At 60.0% G+C, this 15,850-nt stretch carries 16 protein-coding genes; 9 read left to right on the top strand and 7 right to left on the bottom strand.

The genetic code is table 11. The annotated features are described in order from the left end of the window. Window positions 1–43 precede the first annotated feature (43 nt). Window positions 44–1,177, top strand: a complete 1,134-nt coding sequence (gene odc2, locus BN1800_RS05685) for an ornithine/lysine decarboxylase (RefSeq protein ID WP_027507960.1) — start codon at window positions 44–46, stop codon at window positions 1,175–1,177. A gap of 88 nt (window positions 1,178–1,265) precedes the next feature. Further along, a complete protein-coding gene (locus BN1800_RS05680) occupies window positions 1,266–1,856 on the top strand; it encodes a GNAT family N-acetyltransferase (RefSeq protein WP_086995321.1) in 591 nt (196 codons plus the stop codon). Window positions 1,857–1,890: 34 nt separating this feature from the next. Here the strand turns inward: BN1800_RS05680 and BN1800_RS05675 are convergent, their stop codons facing one another. Further along, window positions 1,891–2,850 (bottom strand): NAD-dependent epimerase/dehydratase family protein, encoded by a 960-nt coding sequence (locus BN1800_RS05675; RefSeq protein ID WP_086995652.1) that lies wholly within the window; start codon window positions 2,848–2,850, stop codon window positions 1,891–1,893. A 150-nt stretch (window positions 2,851–3,000) separates the two neighbouring features. Between BN1800_RS05675 and BN1800_RS05670 the strand changes: the two genes are divergently transcribed. Next, window positions 3,001–4,011: a serine hydrolase domain-containing protein gene (locus BN1800_RS05670; RefSeq protein WP_086995649.1), complete on the top strand. Its 1,011-nt coding sequence runs from the start codon at window positions 3,001–3,003 to the stop codon at window positions 4,009–4,011. A 44-nt stretch (window positions 4,012–4,055) separates the two neighbouring features. Here BN1800_RS05670 and BN1800_RS05665 read toward each other — a convergent pair whose 3' ends face one another. The 3 genes from BN1800_RS05665 to BN1800_RS05655 form a co-directional block, all read right to left on the bottom strand. Beyond that, window positions 4,056–5,045, bottom strand: coding sequence for a WD40 repeat domain-containing protein (locus BN1800_RS05665; RefSeq protein ID WP_086995318.1), 990 nt, complete (start codon window positions 5,043–5,045; stop codon window positions 4,056–4,058). Continuing rightward, window positions 5,045–6,142: a CobW family GTP-binding protein gene (locus BN1800_RS05660; protein WP_086995315.1), complete on the bottom strand. Its 1,098-nt coding sequence runs from the start codon at window positions 6,140–6,142 to the stop codon at window positions 5,045–5,047. Before BN1800_RS05660 ends, BN1800_RS05665 begins: the two co-directional genes overlap by 1 nt. 132 nt (window positions 6,143–6,274) lie before the next feature. Then, entirely contained in the window at window positions 6,275–7,168 is an 894-nt protein-coding gene (locus BN1800_RS05655; protein ID WP_086995313.1) for a LysR family transcriptional regulator, read from the bottom strand. A gap of 104 nt (window positions 7,169–7,272) precedes the next feature. Here BN1800_RS05655 and BN1800_RS05650 point away from each other — a divergent pair, with 104 nt between their 5' ends. Continuing rightward, complete coding sequence (locus tag BN1800_RS05650) at window positions 7,273–8,184, top strand: NmrA/HSCARG family protein (protein ID WP_086995647.1); 912 nt, start codon at window positions 7,273–7,275, stop codon at window positions 8,182–8,184. Continuing rightward, window positions 8,177–8,440 carry a DUF2798 domain-containing protein gene (locus tag BN1800_RS05645; protein ID WP_086995310.1) on the top strand — a complete coding sequence of 88 codons (264 nt, stop codon included), beginning with the start codon at window positions 8,177–8,179 and terminating at the stop codon, window positions 8,438–8,440. The genes BN1800_RS05650 and BN1800_RS05645 overlap by 8 nt, the downstream gene beginning before the upstream one ends. Before the next feature lie 91 nt (window positions 8,441–8,531). Here the strand turns inward: BN1800_RS05645 and BN1800_RS05640 are convergent, their stop codons facing one another. Further along, window positions 8,532–9,323 (bottom strand): creatininase family protein, encoded by a 792-nt coding sequence (locus tag BN1800_RS05640; protein WP_086995307.1) that lies wholly within the window; start codon window positions 9,321–9,323, stop codon window positions 8,532–8,534. Window positions 9,324–9,410: 87 nt separating this feature from the next. On the opposite strand from BN1800_RS05640, the gene BN1800_RS05635 reads away from it, so the two are divergent. The 3 genes from BN1800_RS05635 (at window position 9,411) to BN1800_RS05625 (ending at window position 12,039) form a co-directional block, all read left to right on the top strand. Beyond that, window positions 9,411–9,923 (top strand): MarR family winged helix-turn-helix transcriptional regulator, encoded by a 513-nt coding sequence (locus tag BN1800_RS05635; RefSeq protein ID WP_027507968.1) that lies wholly within the window; start codon window positions 9,411–9,413, stop codon window positions 9,921–9,923. Between the two features lie 120 nt (window positions 9,924–10,043). After that, a complete protein-coding gene (locus BN1800_RS05630) occupies window positions 10,044–11,066 on the top strand; it encodes a LacI family DNA-binding transcriptional regulator (protein WP_086995305.1) in 1,023 nt (340 codons plus the stop codon). 16 nt (window positions 11,067–11,082) lie between these two features. Next, window positions 11,083–12,039 carry a 2-hydroxyacid dehydrogenase gene (locus BN1800_RS05625; protein WP_027507970.1) on the top strand — a complete coding sequence of 319 codons (957 nt, stop codon included), beginning with the start codon at window positions 11,083–11,085 and terminating at the stop codon, window positions 12,037–12,039. Here the strand turns inward: BN1800_RS05625 and BN1800_RS05620 are convergent. Further along, window positions 12,028–12,810: a gamma-glutamyl-gamma-aminobutyrate hydrolase family protein gene (locus BN1800_RS05620; protein WP_086995302.1), complete on the bottom strand. Its 783-nt coding sequence runs from the start codon at window positions 12,808–12,810 to the stop codon at window positions 12,028–12,030. The two genes, BN1800_RS05625 and BN1800_RS05620, sit on opposite strands and share 12 nt — an antisense overlap. A gap of 292 nt (window positions 12,811–13,102) precedes the next feature. Here BN1800_RS05620 and BN1800_RS05615 point away from each other — a divergent pair, with 292 nt between their 5' ends. Further along, window positions 13,103–14,209 (top strand): TRAP transporter substrate-binding protein, encoded by a 1,107-nt coding sequence (locus BN1800_RS05615; protein ID WP_086995299.1) that lies wholly within the window; start codon window positions 13,103–13,105, stop codon window positions 14,207–14,209. 81 nt (window positions 14,210–14,290) lie between these two features. On the opposite strand, the gene BN1800_RS05610 is transcribed toward BN1800_RS05615, so the two are convergent. Then, entirely contained in the window at window positions 14,291–15,850 is a 1,560-nt protein-coding gene (locus tag BN1800_RS05610) for a TRAP transporter large permease (protein WP_027507973.1), read from the bottom strand.

The following is a 15,850-nucleotide window of genomic DNA, read 5'->3' as shown; positions in this document are numbered from 1 at the left end:
TCCGGTTTTTGCCGGAGCTCTGGAATTGGAAGAGGGAATCGATATGACCACCCAGCGCATCCGCGACTTTCTCGCAACCCGACGTCCCGACGGTCCGTGCCTCGTGGTCGACCTCGACGTCGTGCGCGACAATTTCAACGCCTTTCGTCATGCGATGCCGGACAGCGCGATCTACTATGCCGTCAAGGCCAACCCGGCTCCGGAAGTGCTGAAGCTGCTGGCAAACCTCGGCTCCAATTTTGACTGCGCGTCCGTCGCCGAAATCGAAATGGCGCTGGATGCCGGTGCGACCTCTGCCCGCATTTCCTACGGCAACACGATCAAGAAGGAACGCGACGTCGCCCGCGCTCACGCGCTCGGCGTCAGCCTCTTTGCTGTCGACAGCCACGAAGAAGTCGAGAAGATCTCACGCGCTGCGCCCGGCGCCCGCGTGTTCTGCCGTGTGCTGACAGATGGCGAAGGTGCTGAATGGCCGCTGTCGCGCAAGTTCGGCTGCGTCCCGCAGATGGCCGTCGACGTTCTCGTCTACGCCCATCAGCTTGGCCTTGAATCCTACGGCGTGTCGTTCCATGTCGGTTCGCAGATGACCAAAGTCGATGCCTGGGACTCGGCTCTCGCCGATGCCAAGCGCGTCTTCGTGCAGCTCGCTAAGCAGGGCATCCACCTGCAGATGGTCAACATGGGCGGCGGCTTCCCGACGAAGTACCTTCGCGACGTTCCGTCGGCTGAGGCTTACGGCCGTTCGATCTACCAGAGCCTGCGCGATCACTTCGGCAACCAAATTCCGAAGACGATCATCGAGCCGGGCCGCGGCATGGTCGGCAATGCCGGCGTCATCAAGTCTGAAGTGGTGCTTGTCTCGAAGAAGTCGGACAACGACACGGCACGCTGGGTGTTCCTCGACATCGGCAAGTTCGGCGGTCTCGCCGAAACGATGGATGAGGCCATCCGTTACCCGATCCGCACCGAGCGCGACGGCGACAAGATGGAACCTTGCGTCATCGCCGGCCCGACCTGCGATTCGGCCGACGTGCTCTACGAGAAGAACCTCTATCCGCTGCCGGTGAGCCTCACCATCGGCGACGAGGTTCTCATCGAAGGTACCGGTGCCTACACGACGACCTATTCGGCGGTCGCTTTCAATGGCTTCGAGCCGCTGAAGGCCTACGTTATCTGATCCAGCCGGCCCCGTAGCCAATCGGGGCGGCAACCTCACAATTCTCTTCAATCGCCGCTGATAACGGTATTGGGTACGGGAGGCCAAGATGGCCGCTGTTCTTGATTCTGTCCGCGCATTCTTTGCGCCCTCTGTCTTCACCATCGACGCCGAGAATCCGTCGGATGTGGTTGCACGCGAGAACCTGCTCGATCGCGCAATGGGTCCGAATCGCCGCAAGAAGTCGTCGGAGAAGATCCGCCGCGGCCGCATTCCGGCCGATGGACTGTCACTCGTCGCGCGCGACCGCGACGGCCACGTCATTGGTACCGTGCGTCTTTGGAATATCGAAGCCGGCATCAACACCGACGGCACGCCGATCAATGCCCTGCTGCTTGGCCCGCTCGCCGTCGATCCGACCTTTGAGGGCAAGGGTGTCGGTTCGGCGCTGATGCGCGCAGCCGTTCTCGAAGCCAAGAACCGCGGGCACGGTGCCATCCTGCTCGTCGGCGATGCTGCCTACTATGAGCGTTTCGGCTTTTTCGCCGAAAAAGCTTGCCATCTCGTCATGCCCGGTCCCTTCGAACGCTCGCGCTTCCTGGCGCTGGAACTGACGGAAGGCTGGCTTGACGGCGCGGCCGGCATGATCGTTCCCTCGGGGCGCATGCTGACCAGCGCGCCGGTCCGGAAGGCCGCCTGACAGGCTGAAGCCTCTCCCTGAAAAGGGGGGCGCTTCAAGCACCTATGCGTTGCCCCTGCGCTATCAGCCATTGGACCGACTCCTGTATAGCCTGGAGAGAGCTGTAGCGCGGCGTGAACTGCAGCAACCGTTTCGCCTTCTCCATCGAGCAATTCGGGCTTCGGGCGATGTGCTCCAACGTTGCCTTCGCGTCCTCGGCGCTCTCCATTTTTGACCATTCGTCATAGGGGAGGAACTCGAGTCTCGGCTCATGCCCGAACCAGCGAAACATCGCATCTGCATAACCTCTCAGTGTCAGGGCTTGACTGGAGACCGCATGGAAGCTCTCTCCGGTCGATGCGCGCCAATTGCCGGTAGCAGCCATGAACATGCCTGCTACGTCGTCGGCGTGAACGTGATGAACCGTCTCCAGGCCGAAATTCGGCAGCCTCAGCGTCTCGCCGCGAGCAATCGTTGAAAAGACGGAAACGTTGAAGTGTCCGGCAGGATTGAGTGGAGACCAGCCGGGTCCGACGATATGGCCGGGATGGATGAGGGTTGCGGGAAAGCCCCGCCCCCGTGCCTCGCCTAGAAGATAGTCCTCGATCGCCTTCTTTTGCACGCCGTAGTCTCCAAAGGGCGTTTTTGGCGCGTCCTCGCGCGTCGGAACCGAAATGGAGTGGCCGTGTGTCCAGATAGTGCCGGTGTGCAGAAAATGACCGACATGGCCGTCCAATGCTTTCACCAGATGGCGAGCACTTTCCGGCGTGAAACAGATCATGTCGATGACGATATCCGGTTTCAGCGCGCGGATGGCGGGGCCGAAGCTGCCTTCCTCCTCCAAAGGCGCTCTATCCATCTTCCGTCGCTCGACACTTTTCCATGTCGTATGGGGAAGATAGGGTTCCGCTTTGCCCCGGCTGATGGCGACCACCTCATGGCCAGCTTCCACAAGATGTGGGACGAGATACGTGCCGACATGACCGGTCGCTCCGATTACGATTACGCGTGCCATAGTCTGACGCTCCTGCCGTGTGTTGATCTGGTCCGGCCGATATGTTGGGCGGTCTGTCGATAGGGCAAGCAAGATCATAAACTTTCACGTCCCCGTGAATCGGCTCCACGAGTGGATGAATTCCTCCTGGGATTGCGCTAGCTCATGGCGATGATCAGAGCCTTCCTCATATGGTTTGCCCTATTCCTTTCCGCCGCGCCGGTCTCAGCCCAGCAGGAAGACGATCGCCTTGCGTCCTTGCTCGAAAACTTCGCTTCCCGCGAGGAGCTGAAACCGCTGAAAACCATCATCATTTCACGTGACGGAAGGATCGTGGCTGAGCGCGGCTATCGCGGACATACGGTCTCCGAATCGACGAATATCAAGTCTGCGTCGAAAGCGATCATCTCCGCGCTTGTCGGTATCGCCATCAGCAAGGGCGTGCTCGAAGGACCGGATCAGAAGATTGCGCCGATCCTGAAGGCGGATCTGCCGCAATCACCCGATCCACGGCTGAACGAGGTCACCATCGGAAACCTGCTGTCCATGCAGGCAGGGTTGGGCCGCATGTCGGGACCGAACTACGGCCGCTGGGTTTCGAGCCGAAACTGGGTGCGCTTTGCACTCTCCCAGCCCTTCGATGATGAACCCGGCGGCCAGATGCTTTATTCGACCGCCTCGACACATCTCCTGTCTGCAATCCTGACGACGGCGAGCGGTAAGACAACCCTTGCCCTGGCACGAGAATGGCTCGGGCCAGTCGAAGGCTTCCGCATCGGCGCCTGGGAGCGCGATCCGCAGGGCATCTATCTCGGCGGAAACCAGATGGCCATGAGCGCCCGCTCGTTGCTTGCCTTCGGCGAGCTCTATCGCAACGGCGGCAGGACGCCAGAGGGGCGACAGGTCGTTCCTGCCGAGTGGATTGCGTCCTCCTGGCAGCCGCGCACCAACTCGCGCTTTTCGGGCGATGCCTATGGCTACGGATGGTTCGAGCGCAATCTCGGCGGCGAGGACGTGCATTTCGCATGGGGCTACGGCGGGCAGATGCTCTACATCGTGCCGTCGCTCAATCTGACCGTGGTGATGACGTCGGAGGAAAGCGGGCCATCAGCCCGCAACGGCTATCGCGATGCTTTGCACGGGGTGCTGGGCGAGATTATCGAAAATGCGCGAACATCTTAGGGATGATGAAGGCACACCGCCATCATCATCCGCAGATCAATCGGTCAGGCCGAAATATCGACGACACCGCAATCGCCTGCTTCCGACGCGAAGGCAAGCAGCTTGCCATTCTTGCTCCAGCTCATTGCCGTGATTGCGCCCTTGCCAGGGCGGCGGATCAGCGCTTCCTTGCTGTCGGCGATGCGCACGGCAAGGATCATGCCGTCGATGAAGCCGATTGCAAGGATGTCCTCTGCCGGGTGGAACTTGACCGCGGTCGCCATGATGTTGGCGCGTGTGCCGAGTTCCAGAGGCGCCTTGCCCATCGGCCCCTCCTTGCCTTGGAAGGGCCAGACGATCGCTGCCGGTGCGCCAGATGAGGCGAGCCACTTGCCCTTGGCGGACCAGGAAACTGACTTCACCTTAGCCGGGTAACCGGTCATGCGCATGTGGCGGGCCTCGGCGCCAGGTTTGATGTCGAGTTTCCAGCCGTGCAGCGCATTTTCCTGCATGCTGGTCACGAGGAAATTGCCATCAGGCGAAAAGGTAACGCCTGTATGCGCACCCTTCCATTCTAGATCAACCGGCTTTGCGTTCATGCCGACCCAGTGCAGCGACACGCCGTTGTAGCGCGCCGCGGCGATGCGCATGCCCTTCGGCGCGAAGGCGAGGCCTTCGACGGTGCGTTCCTCGGCGAATTCCTTGGTCTCGCCATTCGACAGGCGAACGAACGTGCTCTTTCCGTAGGCATAGGCAACAGCGCCTTGCGGGCCTGCGGCCACCTGCGAAATCCATTTGCGCGGCGCACTGGCAATGTCGCTGACGCCGGCATCGGCCGCAATGCGCAGCACCTTGCCATCTTCGCCGCCGGAGATCAGGCTTTCGCTGTAGGGATCGCGAATACAGGTGAGCATGCCCTGATGGGCTTCGGAAACCTTCTCGCCGCCATCCAGCCGGTGAAACGTGCCGTTGGCGTTCGCGAAGAAGGGGACATCACCTAAAAATTCGACGGCCAGAATGTGGCCGTCGAGATCAAGCGGGGCAACTGTAGGCATCAGGCCGCGGCCTCACATGCCTTGAAGGAGGCTTCGAGCTTTTCGTGGTCGAGTTCGCGGCCGATGAAAACGAGGCGCGTCTCATGCTTCTCGCCGTCCTTCCACGGACGCTGATGGTCGCCCTCCACGATCATGTGCACGCCCTGGATGACATAGCGCTCGGCATCGTCCTTGAAGGCAATGATGCCCTTGAGGCGCAGGATGTTCGGGCCCTGCGTCTGGGTGACCTTCTGGATCCAGGGAAAGAAGCGTTCGGGGTTCATCTCGCTGCCGCGGAGCGATACTGACTGCACCGTCACATCGTGGATCGGCGACACCGCGCCGTGGTGATGATGGCCGTGATCGTGACCATGATGGTCGTGGTCATGGTCATGCGCGTGATGATCGTGATCGTGGTCGCAATCCGGGCCGCAGACATGATCGTCGTGATCGTGCTCCAGGAAGTGCGGGTCGTTTTCCAGCGCGCGCTCCAGATTGAAGGCACCTTGGTCGAGTACGCGGGCAAGATCGACGCCGGAGCGGCTGGTCTTGTAAACGCGAGCCGACGGGTTGATGGCGCGGACGATATCCTCGATCTGCGCCAGTTCTTCTGGCGTGACGAGGTCGGTCTTGTTGATGAGGACGACGTCGGCAAAGGCGATCTGGTCCTCGGCCTCGCGGCTGTCCTTCAGGCGCAACGGGAGGTGCTTGGCATCGACGAGGGCGACGACGGCATCGAGCTCGGTCTTGGCGCGCACGTCGTCATCCATGAAGAATGTCTGGGCGACCGGCACCGGATCGGCAAGGCCGGTGGTTTCGACGATGATGCCGTCGAAGCGGCCGGGGCGGCGCATCAGGCCTTCAACCACACGGATCAGGTCGCCGCGCACGGTGCAGCAGACGCAGCCGTTATTCATCTCGTAGATTTCCTCGTCCGACTCGACGATCAGGTCGTTGTCGATGCCAATCTCGCCGAACTCGTTGACGATCACCGCATATTTCTTGCCGTGATTTTCGGACAGGATGCGGTTGAGCAGCGTCGTCTTGCCGGCACCGAGATAGCCGGTGAGCACGGTGACGGGGATGGGCTTCTGCAGGGTCGAAATTGCGTCGGTCATGAGAACCTCGAAGAATGGGTTTGCCGCCGAGGGGGCTTTAAACGGTCGGTTTCATATAAGGGTTCGAGCGGATCAGTTCAAAGGGTTTTATAATGTTATAAGATCACATCGCCTCTGCTGCAAAAGCAGCAACTAGAGACCAGCGAGTTTCAGCCGCACCGTCAGAAGATCGATGAAAGCGCGGACTTTCGCTGGCGGAAATCTGTTCTCCTGCCAAAGCGCATGGATGGGAACCGGCTTCGGTTCGAATTCCTTCAGCACAAGCTCGATGCTGCCTTCGTCAACGAGATGCCTGACCTGCCAGAGCGGAGAATACGCTATCCCGAGACCATGGCTCGCCGCCGAATAAATCGCCGCCATCGTGCTGGCCCGAAACGATCCGCTGACCGTGATCGTGCGCGGTTTCCCATCAATCAGAAACGACCATTGGCCTGGTCGTTGATCGATCGTTCTGACGAGACAGGCGTGGCGCCGTAAATCCGAAGGGTGCTCAGGGCGGCCATGACGCTCGAAATAGGAGGGTGCACCGAAGACAACCCTGCGCAGCGAGCCGAGACGCTTTGCCTGCAGGCCGGAGTCCGGCAAATCGGCAATTCGCAGCACGAGGTCGAGGCCTTCCGCGGCCAGATCCACGAATGCGTCCGAAAGCTGGAGGTCGACCTCGATGCCCGGATAAGCACTCATGTATTCCGCGATCATCGGTACGAGAAACTCCGGGCCAAACAGAACCGGTGCGCCGATACGCACAGTGCCGGACGGTTCCGAGCGTCTGTTGTTGGCTTCGAGTTCTGCCTCTCTGATCTCGGCTACGGCCGGCTTTAGGCGCTTGTAGAAAGCCAACCCCGCTTCGCTTGGACTGGATTGACGCGTCGTGCGGTGGACGAGCTGGACGCCGATATCCTCCTCCAGTGCCGCGAGCGCCCGGCTGACGGCCTGAAGCGACCGGTCGAGATGGCGGGCCGCGGTGGTCAGGCTGCCATGTTCGATAATCGCAATGAATGCTTCCAGATCTGCAAGGCGGCTCATTCTATTATCTCATTTTTCGAGATGAAGAATGAATTTCTACGATGATTGTTTCGAGGGTCGCAACTGCATACTTCCAGGTCATTCGCAAACTTGGAGAAAGCACGATGCAATCGACTGGTCCGACCATCCTCGTTATAGGTGCGACTGGAAAATTCGCCCGCCTCGTAGTGCCCGAACTCGCGCGACGAAAAGCTGTGGTACGTGCGCTTGTGCGCAAGCCCTCCCAAGGTGACGGCGCGCTGGCGGCGGGCGCAACAGAACTTGCGATCGGAGACCTTCGAAACGCCGACAGTCTCATCAGTGCAATGGTGGGGGTCGATGGCGTCTTTCATATTGGCCCTGCCTTCTCGCCCGATGAAGCCGCTATGGGCGTGGCGTTGGTCGAGGCCGCAGAGCGCGGTGGCGCGCGGAAGTTCGTTTTTTCTTCCGTCATCCAGCCCACGAACACGCGGCTGAAGAACCACGCCAGCAAGGTCCCCGTAGAGGATGCGCTGTATTCATCGAGCCTGGAGTACACGATCCTGCATCCGGCAAACTTCATGCAGAACATCGGTCTGGCGTGGCCCGGCGTTGTCGAAAGCGGCCGCTTTTCGGAACCCTTCCCGAATGAAGCCAAGGTTGCGCGCGTGGATTATCGCGACGTCGCGGAAGTGGCGGCCATCGCCTTGACGAGCGAACTGCTTGCTTATGCCACATTGGAGCTCTGTACGGGCATGTTCAATCGAAACGAGATCGCATCCATCATGTCGGAAGAACTCGGTCGGACGATCCAGGCGTGTGAGTCCAGCTTCTCGCAATGGGCCGCCGGTGCGCGTCTTCCATACGGCGATCGTGAGCTGCAGCTGCTCGCCGATGTTCATGAGCACTACAGCAAGTACGGTCTTGGGGGAAACAGCCTGTCGCTTGCCGCGGCTCTTGGACGAGAGCCTCGCTCGCTGCGTCAATATATCCGTGAGCTCGTCCAAGGCACCCCCTCTGTTGTTCCTGCGCAAGATAAGGAGAAGAAGCATGGCTGATTTCGCACGCCGGTCGCGGACAAGGAAGCTCCCTTCGTCCTTTACTGTTGTGGTGATGCCGCTGGTGCTTTCGGTCTTCATGTCGGGCATCGTGTCGGCTGTTGCGACTGTGGTGAACATAGGGCTTGGAGCCACCTTCATCACCAATTGGCCCGGTGCGTGGGGAACGTCCTGGGTGGTTGCGTTTCCCAGCCTGCTGATGATCCTTCCGGTGGTACGCCGTATCGTATCGGCAGTTGTCGAAACGCCGCGATGAGGCAGTAGATCGTGCGCCCATTTCTTTGTTTCGGCTGGCTCCAACACTCAACCGGTCTTATTCTGCAAGGCGCAATTGACAAACCGAGCTGCTAGCTTAGCACCTCCGTGTCAAACGCATCCACATCCTGCAGCAGTTCGACCAGCCCCTTGACCGCATGCGCGATCAGCGCTTCGCCCTTTTCGACCGTAGCGGCGGCGGCGTTCCCTGCTGCGCCTCGGGCATTCAGATCGGACATCTTCCAGCCGAAGGCGTGCGGTCCGTAGGCCCGCAGATGCTTGAAGCGTGCGATGAATTCAGACTGCTGCGAAGTAAAGTTCCGAGCTTCGGAGATTGCAACCTTGCCGGGATGCAATGCGAGCATCACCGAGGTTTCGATATCACCGCCATGGATGTCGATTGCTTTATTCTGCGCTGAGATCACGTCTTCCGGCACGCCGAAACGGGTCCAGCTGGTTGCGACGGCCAGCATGTTGAACTTCACTCGCGCTTCGGTCGCGACGATGGTCATCAGCGGCGAATTTCCGCCGTGGGCGTTCAGCATCATCAGCTTGCGAATGCCGAGATCGTGCAGCATTCCGGCAATCCCGAGCCAGCGGTGGATCGCTTCGCAGCAGGTCAGCGTCTTGGTACCGTCGACATCCATGTGTTCCATCGAATAGCCGATCGGCTCTGCGGGCAGGAAGGTGACAGGCAATGCGGAGGGAAGGGTGGCTTTCAGCCTTTCTACGATACCTTCGGCAATCAGCGTGTCGGTTTCGAAAGGAAGGTGTGGGCCATGCTGCTCGTGCGCGCCGAGCGGCAATACCGCGATCCAGTTCCGACGGTCTTCGGGCGAAAGTGCGGCGTCGTTGTCCGCGAAGTTCCGGGCAGGCGCTGTCATCCGGTTTCAATGCCCCTTGTTTATGACGTGAACCTGCGCAATGTCATAACGCAGCGTTATCACGGCTTAAAGATCAAAGGGATGGCGATGGGGAAGAAGCACAAAGACGGCAAGAAAAACAAGTCCAAGAAAAAGGACCAGACCGAATATACGCTTGCCGATCTTTCGCCGGCTTTGACGCAAGCTGCGCGGTCCATGCGCACGGTGCTCTCGCGTAATCTGCTTGAGAGTGGGCTTTACGCCGGCCAGGACGGCGTCATTCTTTTGCTTGCTGAAACCGATGGCATGACTGCAGGCGGGCTTGCGCAGAAACTCGGCGTCAAGGCGCCGACCATGACCCGCACCATCGGCCGCATGGAAGCCCAAGGCTTCCTCGAACGCAAACCGGATGCTGAAGATGCGCGGCTGACGAAGGTCTATCTCACCGAACTCGGCCGCGGCAGCGTGAAGGCAATTGAGATGGCGGCGTCGGCCTGCGACCGGACGGCTACGCTTGATTTTTCGGAGAAGGAAGTCCGCAATCTCGTGCGCTTGCTGAAGGCGATCGACAACAATCTGCAGGCCGAAGCCGTGCCGTTCGAAGAACCCGACGAAATTTGACAGCCGATTAAAATTCGGTTTGCCTCCATGCGTTTAATCTTTTAATTAAACATTTTAAGGAGCGCTCTTTTCCGGTTTCGCGACGTGCTCCATATCTTGCGCGTTGCCTTGGGAGGATGCGTGGCACAAAAGATCAAACTTTCGACGATTGCCGAAACGCTCGGTATTTCAACGGCAACCGTATCGCTTGCCTTACGCGACAGCCCGCTCGTTGCGGGCAGTACGCGAGACAAGATCAAGGAACAGGCACGCGCGCTCGGCTATATTTACAACCGCCGTGCGGCGAGCCTGCGCACCTCTCGCTCAGGCATCGTCGGCGTCGTCGTGCACGACATCATGAACCCGTTCTACGGCGAAATCCTGAAGGCGATCGAAAGCGAGCTCGATCGCAGCCGTCATACCTTCATTCTGTCCAATCATTACGATTCGGTCGAGAAGCAGCGCACCTTCATCGAGACGCTGCTGCAGCTCGGCGGCGATGGCGTCATCATGTCGCCCGCGATCGGCACGCCACCGGAGGACATGCAGCTTGCCGAAGCCAACGGTATGCCGGCGATTCTGGTCGCACGCTCGATGGAGGGGATGGACCTGCCGACCTATCGTGGTGACGACAGCTACGGCATTTCGCTTGCCACCAATCACCTGATCGGGCTCGGCCACCGCTCTATCGCCATGATCGGCGGAACGGATCAAACCTCGACTGGCCGCGATCGCTATCAGGGCTATGTTAATGCGCTGCGCAAGGCGGAAATCGAAGTCGATCCGAACCTGCGCATTCCCGGTCCGCGCTCGATGCAGGGTGGGTTCGAGGCGGCTGTGCATTTCCTGTCGCTGCCGCAGAAGCCGACGGCTGCCGTCTGCTGGAACGATCTCGTCGCCATCGGGCTCATGAATGGCATTGCGCGTGCCGGTCTTGTGCCGGGCAAGGACATCTCGGTTACCGGCTATGACGATCTCGAAGAAGCCTCGCTGTCGACGCCAGCGCTGACGACGGTCTGGAACGGGCAGGCCGAAGTCGGCCGCCTTGCCGCCCGGGCGCTTCTCGATCGCTTGGCCGGCAGCCACGAGCCGGACGGCATCCACCTGATCAAACCCGAGATGCGCATCCGCCAGTCGACGAGCCCCTACAGAGCCCGCCAGTAAGACAAGAGGAAGAGCCATGTCCCGCATTGCCATTCTCGTTCCAGGGAAGATACACGAGCGCGTTCTAGCGACCTTGAGGGACCGTTTCGAGATTGTCGCGATTGAGAACAACGAGACGCTGAAAATCGACGCCGACACCGCAAGCCGCATTCGCGGCGCGGCCGTCAGCGGCGCGTTTCCCGGCAGGTGGATGGATCAATTGCCGAGTCTCGAGGTGATCGCGAGCTTTGGTGTCGGCTATGACGCCGTGGACGTCAAGCATGCTGCTGAAAAGGGAATCGTCGTCACCAACACGCCGGATGTGTTAAACGACGAGGTCGCCGACACCGCAATCGGCCTGCTGCTCAACGCCGTCCGCGAGCTGCCGCGGGCGGAGAACTGGCTGCGCGAGGGCCACTGGAAGCCGGGTTCTGCCTACCCATTATCGCGCTTTTCCTTGAAGGGGCGGCATGTCGGTCTCTATGGCCTCGGCCGCATCGGTCAGGAGATCGCCAGGCGCCTCGAACCGTTCAAGGTGAAGATCAGCTATTATACGCGCACGAAGCATCCGGACGTCGCCTACGACTATCATGCGACGCTGAAAAGCCTTGCCGACGCCGTCGATACGCTGATTGCGATCGTGCCGAAGACCCCCCATACCCACAAGACCATCGACGCGGAGATCCTTTCGGCGCTCGGCCCCGACGGCGTTCTGATCAATGTCGGCCGCGGCTGGACGGTCGATGAAGCGGCACTCGTCTTGGCGCTGAAGAGCGGCGCGCTGGGTGCTGCGGGCCTGGATGTCTTCTACGACGAGCCGGTGGTTCCGGCCGAACTATTCAGCTTGCCGAATGCCGTGCTGCTGCCGCACGTCGCTTCCGCCTCGATCCCGACTCGCAACGCGATGGCCGATCTGGTTGCCAGCAATCTCATCGAATGGTTTGAGAAGGGCAGGCCGCTGGCGCCGGTGCCGGAGACACCTTCAAAGCGTTGATTCGTGGACCGCAGCCGGTTGCATCTTTCCGGCTGCATATTCCCTTGCCGCATCACCGAAGGCGGCGAAGATCTGGTTCGAGGGTTTGTCGGTTTCAGCCCAGTATTCCGGATGCCATTGCACACCGACGGCGAAGGCTTTGGCGTCGATGACGGAAACCGCCTCAATCGTTCCATCTTCGGCGATCGCCTCCACCTGCAGGCGAGGCGCCGTCCTGGCAATTGCCTGACGGTGCAGCGAGTTCACCTGGATTTCGCCGGGGCCGATGATGCGGGCGATGCAGGAGCCTTCCTTGACGAAAACGCTCTGGCGGATCGCATACATGCCGTCACGATCGACATCGGCCGGCTTTCTGTGGTCCCAGATGCCTTCCTGCTCGTGAATTTCGCTGGCAAGCGAACCGCCGAGCGCGACATTCAGCTCTTGTATGCCGCGGCAGATCGCGAGCAGCGGGATGGCTCGATCGATTGCACGGCGGATGAGGGGTATGGCCGTTGCGTCACGCGCGGGATCGAAAGGCCCGTCGCTCTCACGGGATTCAACGCCATAGAGTGAGGGATGGACGTTGCTCGCGGAACCAGAAACGAGCAAGCCATCGACCCGGTCGAGGATTGCGTCCGTGTCGTAGCCTTCCTCGAACGCGGGGATGATGAAGGCCATGACGCCGGCTGCGTTCAGCGCGGCACGCACATACTGGTGCTGGACGGCATGCCAGTTGGCACCGTCGAGGGTGCGGATATCGGCAGGAACGGCGACGATCGGCTTGGTCATTTTCGGTCCGGAAAGCTCTCGATTTTTCTATTGTGAGAGCCGAGATCGGCGTCAATGTCAACGTCTCCGCGCAATGACGGGCCAAATTGCGGCTATCGGAGCCATCCAGGCGGAAGGCGCCTGCTAAACTGCTGATTCTTGATGGAAACACGGCGTCTGCCCAATTGCTGCCGTGATGCGAAAGTCTCATCGACTAAAGCTTGAAACGCAGGCGGCCACATGCTTAGCTCGCCTCCATTGCACCGGGTAGGGAAGAATTGTCCGTGCATACCATCTATACGGGAGGTTTTTGATGGATCGTCGTTCGTTTATTAAGAAGGCCGGAACTGCAGGGGCAGGTGTTGTTGCGGCAAGCGCACTCGCCGCACCAGCGATCGCGCAGGAGAATCCGAAGATTTCGTGGCGCATGACCTCTTCGTTCCCGAAGAGCCTGGACACGATCTTTGGTGGCGCGGAAGATATCGCCAAACATGTTTCTAATGCAACCGGCGGCAATTTCACGATCCAACCTTTTGCGGCCGGCGAGATCGTCCCCGCGCTGCAGGCAGCAGATGCAGTGACTTCCGGCACGGTCGAGGCGGCGCACACTACCTCCTATTATTTCGTCGGCAAGGATCCGACTTACGCCATCGGTACGGCCATTCCGTTCAGCCTCAACAGCCGTCTGACGAATGCATGGTATTATCAGGGCAACGGCAACACGTTGATGAATGAGTTCTTTGCCACGCAGGGTATATACGGCCTGCCGGCCGGCAATACCGGGGCGCAGATGGGCGGCTGGTTCCGCAAAGAAATCAATACGCTGGACGACCTCAAGGGCGTCAAGATGCGCATCGCCGGTCTTGCCGGGCAGGTCATGTCCAAGCTCGGCGTCATCCCGCAGCAGATCGGCGGCGCGGATATCTATCCGGCGCTCGAAAAGGGTACGATTGATGCCGCGGAATTCGTCGGTCCTTACGACGACCTGAAGCTCGGCTTTCACAAGGTGGCGAAGTACTACTATTATCCGGGCTTTTGGGAAGGCGGCCCGACGGTGCACGGGCTGTTCAATCTTGAAAAGTGGAGCAGCCTGCCGAAGCACTATCAGGCGGCCCTAACCGATGCCTGCGCCTTCGCAAATACGAACATGCTGGCGAAATACGATATGAAGAACCCTTCAGCGCTGAAGCAGCTCGTCGCCGAAGGTGCGACGCTGCGTCCCTTCAGCCAGGAAATTCTGGAAGCTGCTTTCCAGGTTTCGACCGGCCTCTACGCTGATATCTCGAGTTCGAACCCGTCTTTCAAGAAGATCTACGACGACCAGACCGCATTCAAGCGTGACGCTTATCTCTGGATGCAGCTCTCGGAATATACGTTCGACACTTTCATGATGATCCAGCAGCGGTCGGGCAAGCTCTAGGCGGCTCGGATTCCTTCTGCGCGTTCATCACATCTGCCAAAAAGAAGCCCCGGATCGAAATTCGGGGCTTCTTCATTGCATTCAATTGATCTTCGGCGGCTGGCTGAGATCGGGTGGCGGTGCCGGCTGTGCCGGATTGGCCGGCGCGGGCGTCGCAGGAGCCGGTTGCTGACCGGGCAGGCCGTTCAGTGGCGGCAAGGTGAGACCCGGAATCTGTGGTGAACCGCCGCCGCCAGGTGCCGGCGGCAACGAGAGCTGGTTGCCGCCGAAGCCGGGTATTTCGATCTTGATCGTATTGAGGTCGACGGCCGGACCCTTGTTCAGCCAGTAGGTCACGGATTGCGGCCAGAAGATCACGACTGCAACAAGGATGAGCTGCATGACGACCCAGGGGATTGCGCCCATGTAGATATCCCGCGACTTCACGTCGCGGCTTGCGATGGAGCGCAGATAGAAGAGCGCGAAGCCGAAGGGCGGATGCATGAAGCTGGTCTGCATGTTTACGCAGATGAGCACGCCAAACCAGATCAGGTCGATACCGAGCGCCGAAGCAACGGGTGCCAGCATTGGGATGACGATGAAGGCGATTTCGAAGAAATCGAGGAAGAAGGCGAGGACGAAGATGAAGACGTTGACGAAGATCAGGAAGCCGACCTGGCCGCCGGGGATGCCGGACAGCATGTGCTCGATCCAGCGCGAACCATCCATGCCCTGAAAGACGAGGCTGAAGCAGGTTGAGCCGATCAGGATCATCACCACCATCGAGGTGATATGCATTGTCGATGTCATGGCTTCGCGGACTAGCGGCCAGGTGAGGCGGCGATGGAGCGCTGCGAGTACCATGGCGCCCACGCCGCCGAGGGCGCCGGCCTCCGTTGGCGTTGCAAGGCCCATGAAGATCGTGCCAAGCACGAGGAAGATGAGGACGACGGAAGGCACCATGCCGGCCAGCACCTTCATTAGCAGTCCCCAGTTGAACTCGCCGCGCACCTCCTTCGGCAGCGGCGGCATCAAGCCTGGTCGGAAGATGGACAGGAACAGGATGAAACCCAGGAAGATCGCGACCTGCAGGACCGAAGGGCCGATGGCGCCGAGATACATGTCGCCGACCGATCTGCCGAGCTGGTCGGCAAGAACGACGAGCACGAGCGAGGGCGGGATGACCTGCGTGATCGTGCCCGATGCTGCAATGACGCCGGTCGCGAGCCGCGGATTGTAGCCGTAGCGCAGCATGATCGGCAGCGAGATCACACCCATGGTGATGACCGATGCCGCAACCGTGCCGGTGATGGCGCCGAGAACAGCGCCGACGAGGATGACGGCATAGGCCAGACCGCCTGGAACGGCGCCGAAAAGCTTACCCGTTCCTTCGAGGAGATCCTCCGCCAGGCCGCACCTTTCCAGAATGGCGCCCATGAAGGTGAAGAAGGGAATGGCAAGCAGCAGGTCGTTGGAAACGATGCCGAAGACGCGAAGGGGTAGGGCCTGCAAAAAGGCCTCGCTGAAATGGCCGGTTGCTATGCCGATGATGCCGAAGAAAAGGCCGACGGCCGCGAGCGAAAAGGCGACCGGAAACCCGTAGAGCATGAAGATGACCATGCCGAGAAACATCGCCGGCGGAATGATACCGAAGTCAAACAA

The sequence above is a fragment of the Rhizobium sullae genome, assembly GCF_900169785.1.
Lineage (GTDB): Bacteria > Pseudomonadota > Alphaproteobacteria > Rhizobiales > Rhizobiaceae > Rhizobium > Rhizobium sullae.
The sequence above is the reverse complement of the archived record's forward strand: the minus strand, read 5'-3'. Positions and strand labels throughout refer to the sequence as shown.